Origin of the sequence: Mycobacterium malmoense (assembly GCF_019645855.1) — a bacterium.
Taxonomy (GTDB): Bacteria; Actinomycetota; Actinomycetes; order Mycobacteriales; family Mycobacteriaceae; genus Mycobacterium; species Mycobacterium malmoense.
In genome coordinates, this window is sequence record NZ_CP080999.1 from 1,064,924 (window position 1) to 1,080,016 (window position 15,093).

Sequence of the window (15,093 nt, forward strand, 5' to 3'; positions counted from 1 at the left end):
GTCAGGAGCGTGCCAGACTGTCAGGCGTGGGCGCAATCACGCTGGACGGCAAGGCCACCCGCGGCGAGATCTTCGTCGACCTCAAGCAACGGGTCGCGGCCTTGACCGCGGCGGGTCGCACACCCGGGCTGGGCACCATCCTGGTCGGTGACGACCCCGGGTCGCAGGCCTACGTCCGGGGCAAGCACGCCGACTGCGCGAAGGTCGGCATCACGTCGATCCGCCGCGACCTGCCCGCCGACATCACTACGGCCGCGCTCAACGAGACCATCGACGAGCTGAACGCCAACCCCGAGTGCACCGGCTACATCGTGCAGTTGCCGCTGCCCAAGCATCTGGACGAGAACGCGGCGCTGGAACGCGTCGACCCGGACAAGGACGCCGACGGGCTGCACCCGACCAACCTGGGCCGGCTGGTGCTGTCCACCCCGGCGCCGCTGCCGTGTACCGCGCGCGGCATCGTGCACCTGCTGCGGCGCTACGACGTTGAGATCGCCGGGGCGCACGTGGTGATCATCGGCCGTGGTGTGACGGTCGGCCGCCCGTTGGGCCTGCTGCTGACCCGCCGTTCCGAGAACGCGACGGTGACCTTGTGCCACACCGGAACTCGCGACCTGCCCGCGTTGACCAGGCAGGCGGACATCATCGTGGCCGCCGTTGGCGTGCCGCACCTGCTGACCGCCGACATGGTGCGTCCCGGCGCCGCGGTCGTCGACGTGGGCGTCAGCCGCACCGAGAACGGGCTCGTCGGCGATGTGCATCCGGACGTGTGGGAGGTGGCCGGCCACGTGTCACCGAATCCCGGTGGCGTCGGCCCGCTTACCCGGGCGTTCCTGCTGACCAACGTCGTTGAGCTGGCCGAGGGACGGCAATAGGACGTGCGTGCGACGCTACGGGCCCAGTGGCCGATCCTGCTGGTCGGGTTGATCTTCGCTACGGCTTTTGTATTGGCGGGGGCCAACTTTTGGCGTCGCGGTGCCCTGCTGATCGGTATCGGGGTCGGCGTGGCGGCGATGCTGCGGTTGGTGTTGTCCGAGGAGCATGCCGGCCTTTTGGTCGTCCGCGGCAAGGGCATCGATTTCGTGACCACCGCGACGGTCGCGGCGTCGATGGTCTACATCGCGTCGACCATCGACCCGCTGGGTACCCGCTAAATCCCTGGGACGCCGGGGATCTGGGACAGACCGCCGGTCATGCCGGGCATGTTGCCGGGCATGCCGGGGACGCCGCCGGGCATGCCGGGCATGTTGCCGTTGGCTATGTTTGCCATCTCCTCCGGGCAGTACATCTGGATCGCGATGGTGGTGAACATCTGCGCCATCTGCGGTGACATGCCCCTCTGGCTGACGCTTGCCGCGGCGGCGGCGACGCTCCCGCCCGGCTGGGCGAGCATCGGGCAGATGGATTGGCCCACGGACATCGCGTTTCCTGGCTGGCCGAAGTCGATGCCGGCGTGGTTCAGCGCGTCGATGAAGTTGTCGTCGACGGGGTCTGCCTCGGCCGGCGCCGCGAATGCCGCGGCGGCGGTGAGGAGGCCGGCGGCTGCGGCCAGCAGGCGGATGGTCAGGGGCTGGTAGCGAAACAGCTGGATCCAACGCTGAGTCCTCGCGAGCGCCTTCATGCCGGCCTCCCCATCCGTCGGTGAGTGCACTGAGGACACTCGAATCACCTTAGGAACTTTGATCTATGACTGTCACGTTTACGAAACGGTGGGATAAAGGTTTGCACAATAAGCGTTTCGTGAGGTCCGCACGCCCGCGTCGTCGCTTATTGGGCATGGCCCGCCTGGGCCGCCCGTCGGCGGATCGACGCCACACTGTGATGCGACACGGGCGGCGACACCGGATTTTCGGGCGTCCAATGGTTAAGAATCCGGCCCATGACGACGAATCGCGGCCGTCCGCCTGCCCTTTCCGTGCAGGGGGGCATCTCCCGCCAGACGTTTCTGCGCGGCGCCGTCGGAATGTTGGCGACCGGCGCGGTTTTTGGGACCACACGGGCGGCGGCGGACCCGGGAAGTGGCTGGGGCGGTCTGGCGTCCTCGATCGGCGGCAGCGTGCTGTTGCCGGCCAGCGGAGGCCAATTCGCTTCGAGCAAGCAAGTTTTCAACTCGTTCTACAACAACTCCAACCCGGCGGCGGTGGTCACGGTCTCGTCGCAAGCCGACGTGCAGAGGGCGCTCTCGTTCGCGACCGCGCACAACCTCAAGGTCGCCCCGCGCGGTGGTGGGCATTCGTATGTCGGCGCGTCGGCCGCCACCGGCACCATGGTGCTCGACCTGCGCGGGCTTTCTGGGGGCCCGAACGTTGACGGTGGCGGCAACGTCACGGTCACGCCGGCGGCCACCCTCTATGCGGTCAACCAGGCGTTGGCCGGCGCCGGCCGCGCGATTCCCACCGGCAGCTGCCCGACCGTCGGCATCGCGGGACTGGCGCTCGGCGGCGGGATGGGGACCGATTCACGGCATGCGGGCCTGACGTGTGACGCGTTGCAGTCCGCCACGGTGGTGTTGCCCAGCGGTGACGTGGTCACCGCGTCCGCCAACGACAATCCGGATCTGTTCTGGGCGCTTCGCGGTGGTGGCGGCGGCAATTTCGGGGTGACGACTTCGATGACGTTCGCGACCTTTGCAGCCGGCGACACCGACCTCGTCCGGCTCGACTTCCCGCCTTCGTCGGCGGTGCAGGTGCTCGCCGGCTGGCAGTCCTGGCTGACCGCGGCAGACCGAAACGCCTGGGGGATGGTCGATCTCTCGGTCGGTGGCGGTCAGCCGGACTGCCATGTGCTGGCGACGTGCCCCGGGGGCACCGGCCCGGGCGTGGCTGACGCGATCAAATCCGCAATCGGAGTGGCCCCCAGCGCAGTTCAGAATAAGACGTTCAGCCGTGCGGACCTGTTGACATATCTGGCCGGCGGTGGCTCGACGCCTTCGCCCCGTGGCTTTGTGGCCGGATCCGACGTGATCTCGACGGTGAATTCCGCTGCGGCTCATGCGATCGCGACCGCCATCGGGCAGTGGCCCGCGACGGCCGGAAAGGCGTCGGTGCTCGTCGATCCGCTGGGCGGTGCGGTCGGCGACGTGGCTCCGGGGGACACGGCCTTCCCGTGGCGGCAGCAGGCCGCGGTGTTGCAGTGGTACGTCGAGCCCGCCGGCAACCAGGTGCCCGCCGCGACGCGCTGGCTGAGCTCCGCGCATCAAGCGGTACAACAGTTTTCGGTCGGCGGCTACGTCAACTACCTGGAGGCCAACACCTCGGCGTCGCGCTACTTCGGCTCGAACTTGTCACGGCTGACGACCGTGCGGCAGAAATACGACCCCAACCGGATCATGTTCTCCGGGCTGAATTTCTGACGAAATAACTTGTGTCACTTTGGTTTCTCTGGTCACTGAGCGGCCGTTTTTGTCGGTGGGCTTCGATAGTTTCGGGTCATGGCTGGCAGCGTGGTGGATCGGGAGGCGATTACGGCTGCCTTCGATGCGCTGGATGCCGCGGTCGACGCGGTGGTGGGGTTGGATTTTGAGGCGTTGAGCATCCCGGAGCGGTTGGCGTTGTTGGAGCGCTGTGAGCGGGTGCGTCGGCGGGTGCCGGCCATCGAGCATCCGTTGATCAATCAGCTGGCCCGCCAGGCCACGCCCGAGGAGTTGGGCGGCACGCTCTCCCATGCCATCGCCGAGTGGACATTGATCACCCGCGCCGAGGCGGGTCGGCGCATTCACGAGGCCGCCGATCTCGGGCCCCGCCGCGCGTTGACCGGGGAACCACTCGCCCCGGTCATGGCGGCCACCGCGGCCGCCCAGCGGTCCGGGAAACTCGGGGGCGGGCAGGTGGCGGCGATCCGCCGGTTCTACCACCACCTGCCCGGTTGGATCGACCAAGCCACCCGGGAACGCGCCGAACACCACCTGGCCCGCCTGGGCACCCAACATCGGCCCGAACAACTGACCGCGCTGGCCGACACACTCGCCGACTGCCTCAACCCCGACGGCACCTACAGCGATGAGGACCGCGCCCGGCGGCGCGGTGTCACGTTGGGTAAACAGGAAGCCGACGGCATGTCCGCACTGCGCGGCTGGCTCACCCCGAAGCCCGCGCCACCCTAGAAGCCGTGTGGGCCAAACTGGCCGCCCCCGGCATGTGCAACCCGGCCGATCAGACCCCCACCGTGGACGGCACCCCCAGCCAAGACGCCATCGACAAAGACACCCGCAGCCCCGCCCAACGCCAACACGATGCGCTGCTGGCCGCCCACCGCGCCCTACTCGCCTCTGGAAAGCTGGGTCAGCACAACGGGCTTCCCGCCTCCATCATCGTCACCACCACGCTGGGCGAGCTCGAAGCCGCCGCCGGACGCGGCCTGACCGGTGGGGGCAGCATCTTGCCCATGTCGGATGTGATCCGCCTATCCCGCCACGCCCGGCACTACTTGGCCATCTTCGACAAAGGCAAAACGTTGGCCCTGTATCACACGAAAAGGTTGGCTTCGCCCGCGCAGCGGATCGTGTTGTATGCCCGGGATCGTGGCTGTACCGCGCCCGGGTGCACCGTGCCCGGGTACTACTCCGAAGTGCACCACGTGGTGGGCTATGCCGTCTGCGGCTGCACGGATGTCAACAACCTGGCCTTCGGGTGTCCCACCCAACACCACATCGTGCAACCCGGGGGCTGGAGCACCCGCAAAAACGCCCACGGCGACACCGAATGGATCCCCCCGGCCCACCTCGACCGCGGCCAACCCCGCACCAACACCTACTGGCACCCCGAAAAACTCCTCCGCGACGGGGACGACGACGACGGCGACGCGGCGTAGCGCGTCCGTTCATGGTGAAATGCAGGATGACCCGTGACGCGTTCGGTGCGCAGTTCGTCGGCGCCGACGGATTCCTCGATACCCCCACATTCGGCTTGCCGCCGCGGTTTACGGCCGACGCGCTGCGCGACTGCATGCGGTCGTGGGAAGAAGGCCGGCTGCAGATCGGCGCGTTCGCCGAGCCGATCCGCGCCAGCCGGGCGGCATACGCGTCGCTGATAGGGGCCGACGAGAGCCGAGTGGCGCTGGGGACCAGCGTGTCGTCGTCGATCGGTCTGGTCGCCGCGGCGATACCCGACGGCAGCCGGGGTGGCGACCTTGCGTGGCGAATTCACCAGCGTCACTTTCCCCTTCGCCGCCCAGGCCGGACGCGGCGTCACCGTCACCGAGCTGGCGCCCGGCCAGTTCGAGGAGGCCGCCGGCGATTTCGACGTCGTGGCGGCCAGCCTGGCCCAGTCCGCCGACGGCGCCGTGCTCGACGTCGAGACGCTGCGGCGCAGCGCCGCCGAATCCGCCACCATCACCGTGCTCGACGTCAGCCAGGCCCTGGGCTGGAAGAATGTCACGCTGCCGTGGGCCGACGTCACGGTCGCCGCCAGCTACAAATGGCTGCTCGGCCCGCGCGGCGTGTCCTGGATGTCGTTGAGCCAGCGAGTATTTGACGCGCTGGTCCCGCACGCGGCCAGCCCGTACGCCGGCGCGGACATGTGGTCGTCGCTGTACGGGCTGCCGATGCGGCTGGCCGACGACGCCCGGCGGTTCGACGCGTCGCCGGCCTGGTTCAGCGTGGCGGGCGCGGCGCTGTCTCTGACGTGGCTGGCGTCACTGGATCGGGCCGCCATCGAGACCCACACGCTGGCACTCGCGAATCACTTACGCGCCGAGTTGCGATTAGCCGCATCGGAGTCGGCGATCGTGTCCTTCTCCGCCGACCACGCGGCCGATGCGCTGCGAAAGGCCGGTATCCGGGCGTCCGTACGCGCGGGCGCGACCCGCGTGGGGTTTCACCTCTACAACACCGACGAAGACCTCGACCGGCTCCTCGACGCGCTTCGGCGCTGAGTCGAACCACGGCCGTCGCTGCGATCGACTGTGAGCTGAGGGCTTTCGTTGTGAAGCCAGGGCTTTGAGTGTGCTCCAGTGGCGGGACCCGGCCGGTTTTTCCGCCCAGCGTTCACACGCGAAGCCCAGGATTCACAGTCAAACCTGGCCGCGGCCTAACTAACGAACACGGCTTAAACCGTCACCCGGCCAGCGTTGCCCTGATGCACACGGTGACATAGGGCAGCGCCAAGCCGGTCGAATTCGCCAGCGCCGGATGGGTGGCCAGCAACTCGCGCACCTGGTCGAGTGTTCTGGTGCGGACCTCGGTCGGCGAGGTGATGCAGTAACTGCGGGACGCCACCAGGTCGATCAACGCTTGCGGCGTAAGGTAATTCGTCCACTCGACCTGATGGCGCTCGGGCTCGGTGAACGTCGGGGACAGCGTTAAGTCGAAGCGGCCCCGGTCGCCGTCCGAACCGATGATCTGGCCCAGCTCGCGCACCCAGCCCAGCCGTTCGTCGCGGGTGTTCCACACCAGGCCCAGCCGCCCGCCGGGTCGTAGCACGCGGGCCACCTCGGGAATCGCCCGCTCGGGATCCACCCAGTGCCACGCCTGGGCGACCAGCACCGCGTCAACACTGTTGTCTTCCAACGGAATCCCTTCCGCGGTGCCCAGCAGCGCACGCGTCTCCGGCAACGAGGTACGCAGCACCTCCAGCATGTCGGGAATCGGGTCGACGGCCACCACGTCCAGGCCGCGCTCCACCAGCCGGGTGGTCAGCTTGCCGGTGCCCGCACCCAGGTCGAGCACGTTGCGCGCGCCGCGCGGCAACAACCAGTCGATCGCCTCCGGCGGATACGAGGGGCGGCCACGCTCGTAGGCGGCGGCCGCCGAGCCGAACGAGAGGGAGCGGTCGTGCCTGGAGCGGGTCACGGTGAGCCGGCCACGTCAAGCGTCTTGCGGATCAATTCGCCGACCGCCTCGGACTCCACCAGGAAGCCGTCGTGCCCGCAAATGGAGTCGACGACACGCAGGCCGGTGCAGCCCGGCAGCAGCTCGGCCAGCTCCTCCTGCAGGCGCAGCGGGTAGAGCCGGTCGGAGGTGATGCCACCGACCACCACCGGTACCGGGCACCCGCGCAGGGCGTTGGCGACCCCGCCGCGCCCGCGGCCGACGTCGTGGCTGTTCAGCGCCTCGGTCAGGATCACGTAGCTGCCCGCGTCGAAACGGGCCAGCAGCTTGTCGCCCTGGTGCTCCAGGTAGCTCTGCACCGCGTAGCGGCCGCCGTTCGCCGGGTCTTCGTCGCCCTGGCCGTCGTTGGCGAACCGGGTGTCGAGCTCGACCTCGCCGCGGTAGGTCAGGTGGGCGACGCGGCGGGCGATCGCCAGGCCGGCGTCGGGCCGACGCCCGGTGTCGTGGTAGTCGCCGCCCTGCCAGTTCGGGTCGGCCTTGATGGCCGCGATCTGAGTGGTCTGGGTGCCGATCTGGTCGGCGGTGGCGCGCGCACCGACCGCGAGCAGCAGCCCGGCCCGGACCCGGTCCGGGTGCCCGACCATCCACTCCAAAGCCCTTGCGCCGCCCATGGATCCGCCGACGACGGCGGCGACCTGATCGATGCCCAGGGCGGCCAGCGCGGCGACGTCGGCCTCCACCTGGTCGCGCACCGAAATCAGCGGAAACCTTGAGCCCCAAGGCTTTCCATTCCGGGCGAGCGAGCTGGGCCCGGTCGAGCCGCGGCAGCCGCCCAGCACGTTGGTGGCCACCGCGCACCAGCGGTCGGTGTCGATCGGCGCGCCCGGTCCGGCCACCCCGTCCCACCAGCCGGGGGTGGGGTGCCCGGGTCCGGCGGGTCCGGTGATGTGCGAGTCACCGGTGAGGGCGTGCAGCACCACCACCACGTTGTCACGCGTCGGCGACAACTCGCCCCAGCGCTGAACGGCGATGCATACGTCGTCGATCACCGCGCCGCTCTCGGTGGTCAGCGAGCCGATGTGGACAAGGCCGATTTCGCCTTCGGCCGGCAGCGTCTGGGTCGGGACGTCGGAGATCGTCATGTCGGAACCCCTCAGAACGCCGCCACGGCTTGCGGGTCGCCGGTGGCTCCGGCCGCTTCGGCGCCGTACTTGCGCGCCGCGGCGAAGCCGAGCTCCAGGTCGGCCAGGATGTCGTCGATGCCCTCGATCCCGACGGCCAGCCGCACCAACCCCGGGCTGACGCCGGTGGTCAGCTGCTCTTCCGGGCTCAGCTGGGCGTGGGTGGTCGACGCCGGGTGGATCACCAGGGAACGCACGTCGCCGATGTTGGCGACGTGACTGTGCAGCTTCAGCGCGTTCACGAACGCCTTGCCGGCCTCGACGCCGCCGGCCAGCTCGAACGCCAGCACGGCCCCGGTTCCCTTGGGCGCCAGCCTCTTTGCCCGCTCATACCACGGCGAGCTGGGCAGTCCCGCGTAGTTGACCGACAGCACGCCGTCATGGCCGGCCAAAAACTCGGCGACCCGTTGCGCGTTGGCGACGTGACGCTCGATGCGCAGGCTCAGCGTTTCCAGGCCCTGGGCCACCAGGAACGCGTTGAACGGCGAAGCGGCCGAACCATAGTCGCGCAGCAGTTGCACGCGCGCCTTGAGCGCGTACGCCGGCGGTCCCAGCTCGGCGTACACCACGCCGTGGTAACTGGGGTCGGGCGTGGTGAACCCGGGGAAGCGGCCCTGCGTCCAGTCGAAGGTGCCGCCGTCGACGATGACGCCCGCGATCGCGGCGCCGTGCCCGCCCAGGTACTTGGTCGCCGAGTGCACCACGATGTCGGCGCCCTGGGTGAACGGCTGGATCAGGTAGGGCGTGGCGATGGTGTTGTCGACGATCAGCGGCACACCGTTGGCGTGGGCGACCCCGGCGACCCCGGGAGTGTCCAGCACGTCGATCTGCGGGTTGGAGATGGTCTCGCCGAAGAACGCCTTGGTGTTGGGCCGCACCGCGGCCTGCCACGAGTCCAGATCGTCGGGATCCTCGACGAAGGAAACCTCGACGCCGAGCTTGGGCAGCGAATAGTGGAACAGGTTATAAGTGCCGCCGTAGAGCCGCGGGCTGGAGACGATGTGATCGCCGGCACCGGCGAGGTTCAGTATGGCGAATGTCTCAGCGGCCTGCCCGGAACTCAGGAACAGCGCGGCGACGCCGCCCTCGAGCGCGGCGATGCGTTGTTCGACGACGTCGGTGGTCGGGTTGCCGATCCGGGTGTAGATGTTGCCCGGGATCTCCAGCCCGAATAGGGCGGCGGCGTGCGCGGTGTCGTCGAAGGTGTAGGACGTGGTCTGGTAGATCGGCAGGGCGCGGGCGTTGGTGGTCGGGTCGGGTTGCTGGCCGGCGTGAACCTGCTTCGTTTCGAACGACCAATGCGCTGTGGGATCGCTGTCGGTGTTGCTATCGGCGCTCATGAGCGGTGCTTTCTGTCACGGGATGAATCGGGTAACGGGGCGCTGGCAGCCAACCGGGACGCCATCGCCGATGACGTCAGCCGATGGCAGTCGGCTAGCGCCGACACACGATGAGACGCGAATGGGCTTGGTGAATGCGCATCACGTTTCCCTGTCTGCTCAGGGGCCCGTCATGGCGGACCCGCGCTTGCCGGATAGCCCGTTGTGGCTACTCAACCTGGTCATCACCCGGGGCACCCCACCGCGGTTGGAGGGTTGCCGGCCAGCAAGCCGGGGCTTGACGCTGGCGCTCATGACCGATGTGCAGCTTATCGCATCGCACCGAGTCCTTGCCAATTCCGAGCCAATTCTGAGCCGACTCCGAGCCCTCACCTTCCGTGAGAGCACGATGAAGCCTCCTTGTAGGCTGGCCTCACGAGCAACCGCTCACCCACGCGCCCCCCACGGCTGGAGGATTCGGACGCAGATGTCCAACGAAGGCAAGATCAAAGTCAAAGGCCCGGTAGTAGAGCTCGACGGTGACGAGATGACCCGCGTCATCTGGAAGCTCATCAAGGACATGCTGATCCTGCCGCATCTCGACATCAACCTGGAGTACTACGACCTGGGCATCGAGCACCGCGACCGCACCGACGACCAGGTGACGATCGACGCGGCCTATGCCATCAAGAAGCACGGCGTGGGCGTCAAGTGCGCGACCATCACCCCCGACGAGGCCCGCGTCCAGGAATTCAACCTGAAGAAGATGTGGCTGTCGCCCAACGGGACGATCCGGAACATCCTGGGCGGCACCATCTTCCGCGAGCCGATCGTGATCTCGAATGTGCCGCGGCTGGTTCCGGGCTGGACCAAGCCAATTGTCATCGGCCGCCACGCTTTTGGTGACCAGTACCGGGCGACGAACTTCAAGGTCGACAAGCCGGGCACCGTCACGTTGACGTTCACGCCCGCCGACGGCAGCGAGCCGATGGTGCACGAGGTGGTGTCCATCCCCGAGGACGGCGGCGTCGTGATGGGGATGTACAACTTCAAGGACTCGATCCGCGATTTCGCCCGCGCGTCCTTCGCGTACGGCCTGAACGCCAAATGGCCGGTGTACCTGTCCACCAAGAACACCATCCTCAAGGCCTACGACGGCATGTTCAAGGACGAGTTCCAGCGCATCTACGACGAGGAATTCAAGGACAAGTTCGAAGCCGAAGGGCTGTTCTACGAGCATCGGCTGATCGACGACATGGTCGCGGCCTGCCTCAAGTGGGAGGGCGGCTACGTGTGGGCCTGCAAGAACTATGACGGCGACGTCCAGTCCGACACCGTCGCGCAGGGCTACGGCTCGCTGGGGCTGATGACGTCGGTGCTGATGACGGCCGACGGCAAGACGGTGGAGGCCGAGGCCGCGCACGGCACCGTCACCCGCCACTTCCGGCAGTACCAGGCCGGCAAACCGACCTCGACGAACCCGATCGCCTCGATCTTCGCCTGGACCCGGGGGCTGCAACACCGCGGCAAACTGGACAACACTCCCGAAGTGATCGAGTTCGCCCAAACCCTGGAACGGGTCGTCATCGAAACCGTCGAGAGCGGCAAGATGACCAAGGACCTCGCCATCCTCATCGGACCTGACCAGGAATGGCAGAACAGCGAGGAATTCCTCAACTCCATCGCCGAAAACCTGGAGAAGACTCTAGCCAACTAGCCCGTGGACTGGTGGCGGCCCGACGACGGGTAGCACTGCTCGATGAAACCGGTGATCACGTCGGTGACGCGTTGCGGCGCCTCGAACATCGGAACGTGCCCGACGCCGTCGAGCACGGTGACCTTGTGGTCGTCGGGCAGGTGGTCGGTGAAGTGCCTGGTGAACCTAGGCGCGGGGATCACCCGATCCTTTCCGCAGATCACCAGGTGCGCCGGGACGGCGTTCTGCGCGAGCTCGCGCAGTCCGGGCAGCAGCAGCGCCTTGACCAGCAGCTGGAAGTAGGCCGGGCAGTGGGCGACGTCGTCGACGCAGCCGAGCAGGTCGGCGTCGCTGACCCCGCCCGGCGACGCGCTGAGCGCGTAGGTGGCCAACCGGCGGCTGGACGGCAGGCGCAGCACCCGTGGCCCGAACAGCCAGGCCAGCGCCAACAGCGGAATGCCCAGGACGAACTTGGCGATCACCTCGAACTTGGCCGGGCTCCAGCGCGTCCAGCCGCCCGCCGGGGCGATGCCGGTGACGCTGCGGGCCCGTCCGCGCCGCTCCAGCTCGAACGCGACCCAACCGCCCAGTGAGTTGCCGACGATGTGGGCGGTATCCCAGCCCAGTTCGTCCATCTGGCGCTCGACGTGATCGGCCAGCACCGCGGAGGACAGGAACCAGGTGCCGGGCGGCGGTCCGCCGTTGTGGCCGGCCATCGTCGGGGCGAACACCTCGTACCGGCCGGTGTCGGCCAGTTGCCGGGCCACCGTCTCCCACACCGTCTGGGACAGCAGGAACGGGTGCAGCAGCAGGACCGGCTCCCCCGAACCGAGGTGGATCGGCGGACGAGTCGCCATGTTCCCCATACCGCCGACACTAAAGGTGATACCGCCGGTACCGCAAGCAACGACCGGTCTTCGGGCGGCCCGCCGGCCCCGCGTGAAAAGATCGGGTCATCATGAGCACCGCTACCGGATCCAGCCGAATTTTCTCCGGCGTGCAGCCCACCTCCGATTCGCTCCACCTGGGTAACGCCCTGGGCGCCATCACCCAGTGGGTCGCGCTGCAAGACGACCATGACGCGTTTTTCTGCGTGGTGGACCTGCACGCCATCACCGTCGCGCAGGACCCCGAGGCGCTGCGGCGCCGGACCCTGGTCACCGCCGCGCAATACCTGGCGCTGGGCATCGACCCCGGCCGCGCCACCGTCTTCGTGCAGAGTCACGTGCCCGCCCACACCCAGTTGGCGTGGGTGCTGGGTTGCTTCACCGGCTTCGGGCAGGCATCGCGGATGACGCAGTTCAAGGACAAGTCGACGCGTCACGGCAGCGACGCGACCACCGTGGGCCTGTTCACCTACCCGGTGTTGCAGGCCGCCGACGTGCTGGCCTACGACAGCGATCTGGTGCCCGTCGGTGAGGACCAGCGCCAGCACCTCGAGCTGGCCCGCGACGTCGCGCAGCGGTTCAACGCCCGCTTCCCGGACACCTTCGTGGTTCCCGACGTGCTCATTCCCAGGGCCACCGCCAAGATCTACGACCTCCAGGACCCGACGTCGAAGATGAGCAAGTCGGCGTCCACCGATGCCGGGTTGATCAACCTGCTCGACGATCCGGCGTTGTCCGCCAAGAAGATTCGCTCGGCCGTGACCGACAGCGAGCGCGAGATCCGCTTCGACGCCGACGCCAAGCCGGGCGTGTCCAACCTGCTGACCATCCAGTCGGCGGTCACCGGCGTCGGCATCGACAAGCTCGTCGAGGGTTACGCCGGGCACGGCTACGGCGACCTGAAGAAGGACACCGCCGAGGCCGTCGTCGAGTTCGTCGGCCCGATCAAGGCCCGGGTCGACGAATTGCTAGCCGACCGCACCGAATTGGAGGCTGTGCTGGCGACCGGGGCGGAGCGCGCCGAGGATGTCGCCGGGAAAACGGTCCGGCGGGTCTACGATCGGCTGGGGTTCCTTCCGCAACGGAGGTAGCACGTTTCACATGACCGAACCGGCCAGGCCAGGGATCCTCGATCGGCTGCGGGCCCGGTTCGGATGGCTCGACCACGTCATGCGCGCCTACCGGCGCTTCGACGACCGCAACGGCGGCTTCTTCGCGGCCGGCCTCACCTACTACACGATCTTCGCGCTATTTCCTTTGCTAATGGTCGGTTTCGCGGTGTTCGGAGTCGTGCTGTCGCGCCGGCCCCAGCTGCTGAGCACGATCGACCACCGCATCCGGTCCGCGGTGTCGGGTGCTTTGGGGCAGCAGCTGGTCGACCTGATGAACTCGGCGATCGACGCGCGGGCGTCGGTCGGTGTCATCGGCCTGGCCACCGCGGCCTGGGCGGGCCTGGGCTGGATATCGCACCTGCGGGCGGCGGTGACCGAGATGTGGTGGGAGCAGCGTTTTGACTCACCGGGTTTCGTGCGCACCAAGATGTCCGACCTGATCGCGATGCTGGGGACGTTCGTGGTGATCCTCGCCACCATCGCCCTCACCACGCTCGGCCACGCCGGGCCGATGGCCGCGATACTGAGATGGCTTGGAATACCGGAGTTTTCGGTGTTCGACGAGATCTTCCGGGGCGTTTCGATATTGGTGTCGCTGCTGGTGTCGTGGATGTTGTTCACCTGGATGATCGCCCGGCTGCCGCGCGAGAAGGTCGGCCTGGTCGACTCGATGCGGGCCGGGCTGATGGCGGCGATCGGCTTCGAGCTGTTCAAGCAGGTGGGGTCGATCTACTTGCAGGAGGTGGTGCGCAGCCCGGCGGGCGCCACGTTCGGGCCGGTGCTGGGCTTGATGGTGTTCTCTTACATCACCGCCTATCTCGTCCTGTTCGCCACCGCCTGGGCCGCCACCGCTTCCGATGACCCGCGCGCCAAGCCCGTCGACCCTCCGCCGCCCGTGGTCATCGCCCCGCGGGTGCGGCTGGAGGAGGGGCTGAGCGCACGCCAGACGCTGACCGCGATGGCCGTGGGAGCCGTTGGCGCGCTGACGTTTTCCCGGCTCACCCGCCGGATCCGCTAGTCGCCCGCCCACCGGCCGTTGACCATGACGGCCTTGATCCGCAAATCACGGTCCAGCACAACAAGGTTGGCGTCGGTGCCCACCCGTAGGGCCCCCACCCGCTCGAGCCCGAGGGCGCGGGCCGGTGTCGCCGAGGTCATCTGGACGGCCGCGGCCAGTGCCGCATCGTCGAAGCCGGGCCCGGCCACGTTGCGGAAGAGCCGATCCATGGTGGCGGTGCTGCCGGCGATCGTGGAGGTTCCGCGCACCCGCGCCACACCGGATGCGACGTCGATCGGCACCGGGCCGAGCCGAAACGCGCCGTCGGCGCAGCCGGCCGCGGCGACGGCGTCGGTGATGACGGCGACCCGGTCGGGCCCCGCGGCCCCGATCACCGCGCGCACGACGGCCGGGTGCACGTGCACGCCGTCGGCGATGAGTTCGACGGTCACCCCCGGGTCCTGCAGCAACGCGAGCGCCGGTCCCGGCTCGCGGTGGTGCAGCGGCGGCATCGCGTTGAACAGATGGGTGCCGACGGTGGCGCCCGCGGCGATGGCGCGTTTGGTCTGGGCGTAGGTCGCGTCGGTATGGCCCAGGGCCACAACGACACCCGCGTCCCGAAAACGCCGGATCGCCGCGTCGGCGCCCGGCAATTCGGGTGCCAGCGTGACCATCCGGATCGCGCCGTCGGCGGCGGCGAGCACCGCGTCGATCTCGGCGGGATCGGGGTCGCGCATCAGGGTGGGGTCGTGCGCCCCGCAGCGCGCCCGGCTCAGCCAGGGACCCTCCAGGTGGATGCCCGCGACGGTGCCCCGCCGGGTGGCCGCGGCGAGCGCGCGCACCCCGGCGATCAGCTCCGCCGGCGACGCGGTGACCAGGCTGGCTAGCGTCGTGGTGGTGCCGTGCCGCAGGTGAAATTCCGCGGCGGCGCCGATGCCGTCGGCGTCGGTGTAGGAGGCCCCGCCACCGCCGTGCACGTGCATGTCGACAAAGCCGGGAACCACAACGCAATCGGGGAAATCCGCATCGATCGGCCCAGGCGGTGCGCCAACCCCGCACGCCTCGATCCGCCCGCCGGACGTCGCCAGCCATCCCGGCCGGCCGACCCGCCCGTCGAGCACCATGGTTCCGGCGC

The 15,093-nt window shown here is 68.5% G+C and carries 12 protein-coding genes, 2 pseudogenes and 1 riboswitch; of the genes and pseudogenes, 8 read left to right on the plus strand and 6 right to left on the minus strand.

Annotated elements, in window-relative coordinates; all coding sequences use genetic code 11:
• Positions 1-26: 26 nt before the first annotated feature.
• Both K3U93_RS05055 and K3U93_RS05060 read left to right on the plus strand, forming a co-directional pair.
• Entirely contained in the window at positions 27-875 is an 849-nt protein-coding gene (locus K3U93_RS05055; RefSeq protein ID WP_083012621.1) for a bifunctional methylenetetrahydrofolate dehydrogenase/methenyltetrahydrofolate cyclohydrolase, read from the plus strand.
• A gap of 3 nt (positions 876-878) precedes the next feature.
• Positions 879-1,154 carry a DUF3017 domain-containing protein gene (locus K3U93_RS05060; RefSeq protein ID WP_071508980.1) on the plus strand — a complete coding sequence of 92 codons (276 nt, stop codon included), beginning with the start codon at positions 879-881 and terminating at the stop codon, positions 1,152-1,154.
• On the opposite strand, the gene K3U93_RS05065 is transcribed toward K3U93_RS05060, so the two are convergent.
• Entirely contained in the window at positions 1,151-1,621 is a 471-nt protein-coding gene (locus K3U93_RS05065) for a DUF732 domain-containing protein (RefSeq protein ID WP_083012618.1), read from the minus strand. The genes K3U93_RS05060 and K3U93_RS05065 overlap by 4 nt on opposite strands.
• A 258-nt stretch (positions 1,622-1,879) precedes the next feature.
• On the opposite strand from K3U93_RS05065, the gene K3U93_RS05070 reads away from it, so the two are divergent.
• The 3 genes and pseudogenes from K3U93_RS05070 to K3U93_RS05080 all read left to right on the plus strand — a co-directional run bounded on the left by K3U93_RS05070 (position 1,880) and on the right by K3U93_RS05080 (position 5,871).
• Positions 1,880-3,352: an FAD-binding oxidoreductase gene (locus tag K3U93_RS05070; RefSeq protein ID WP_083012615.1), complete on the plus strand. Its 1,473-nt coding sequence runs from the start codon at positions 1,880-1,882 to the stop codon at positions 3,350-3,352.
• A 78-nt stretch (positions 3,353-3,430) separates the two neighbouring features.
• Positions 3,431-4,809: pseudogene (locus K3U93_RS05075) on the plus strand (HNH endonuclease signature motif containing protein).
• A gap of 26 nt (positions 4,810-4,835) precedes the next feature.
• A pseudogene (locus tag K3U93_RS05080) lies at positions 4,836-5,871 on the plus strand (aminotransferase class V-fold PLP-dependent enzyme).
• Between the two features lie 181 nt (positions 5,872-6,052).
• Here the strand turns inward: K3U93_RS05080 and K3U93_RS05085 are convergent.
• From K3U93_RS05085 to K3U93_RS05095, 3 genes are read right to left on the minus strand one after another with little or no spacing between them, the layout of a single operon-like run.
• Positions 6,053-6,787: a class I SAM-dependent methyltransferase gene (locus tag K3U93_RS05085; protein ID WP_083011523.1), complete on the minus strand. Its 735-nt coding sequence runs from the start codon at positions 6,785-6,787 to the stop codon at positions 6,053-6,055.
• Positions 6,784-7,908: a homoserine O-acetyltransferase MetX gene (gene metX, locus K3U93_RS05090; protein ID WP_071513320.1), complete on the minus strand. Its 1,125-nt coding sequence runs from the start codon at positions 7,906-7,908 to the stop codon at positions 6,784-6,786. Before metX ends, K3U93_RS05085 begins: the two co-directional genes overlap by 4 nt.
• 11 nt (positions 7,909-7,919) lie before the next feature.
• The gene (locus tag K3U93_RS05095; RefSeq protein ID WP_083011522.1) at positions 7,920-9,287 is read right to left on the minus strand and encodes a bifunctional o-acetylhomoserine/o-acetylserine sulfhydrylase; all 1,368 of its coding nucleotides are present in this window, start codon (positions 9,285-9,287) and stop codon (positions 7,920-7,922) included.
• Between the two features lie 178 nt (positions 9,288-9,465).
• A riboswitch (SAM riboswitch) is annotated at positions 9,466-9,585 on the minus strand.
• Between the two features lie 168 nt (positions 9,586-9,753).
• Here K3U93_RS05095 and K3U93_RS05100 point away from each other — a divergent pair.
• Positions 9,754-10,983 (plus strand): NADP-dependent isocitrate dehydrogenase, encoded by a 1,230-nt coding sequence (locus tag K3U93_RS05100; protein ID WP_071513318.1) that lies wholly within the window; start codon positions 9,754-9,756, stop codon positions 10,981-10,983.
• On the opposite strand, the gene K3U93_RS05105 is transcribed toward K3U93_RS05100, so the two are convergent.
• On the minus strand, positions 10,980-11,819 hold the full coding sequence (locus K3U93_RS05105) for an alpha/beta fold hydrolase (protein ID WP_083011530.1): 840 nt from the start codon (positions 11,817-11,819) through the stop codon (positions 10,980-10,982). The genes K3U93_RS05100 and K3U93_RS05105 overlap by 4 nt on opposite strands.
• 101 nt (positions 11,820-11,920) lie before the next feature.
• On the opposite strand from K3U93_RS05105, the gene trpS reads away from it, so the two are divergent.
• On the plus strand, positions 11,921-12,940 hold the full coding sequence (trpS, locus tag K3U93_RS05110) for a tryptophan--tRNA ligase (RefSeq protein WP_071513317.1): 1,020 nt from the start codon (positions 11,921-11,923) through the stop codon (positions 12,938-12,940).
• 10 nt (positions 12,941-12,950) lie between these two features.
• Complete coding sequence (gene yhjD, locus K3U93_RS05115; protein ID WP_071513316.1) at positions 12,951-13,979, plus strand: inner membrane protein YhjD; 1,029 nt, start codon at positions 12,951-12,953, stop codon at positions 13,977-13,979.
• Here the strand turns inward: yhjD and nagA are convergent.
• Positions 13,976-15,082, minus strand: a complete 1,107-nt coding sequence (gene nagA / locus K3U93_RS05120; protein WP_420915402.1) for an N-acetylglucosamine-6-phosphate deacetylase — start codon at positions 15,080-15,082, stop codon at positions 13,976-13,978. The genes yhjD and nagA overlap by 4 nt on opposite strands.
• Between the last annotated feature and the right edge of the window lie 11 nt (positions 15,083-15,093).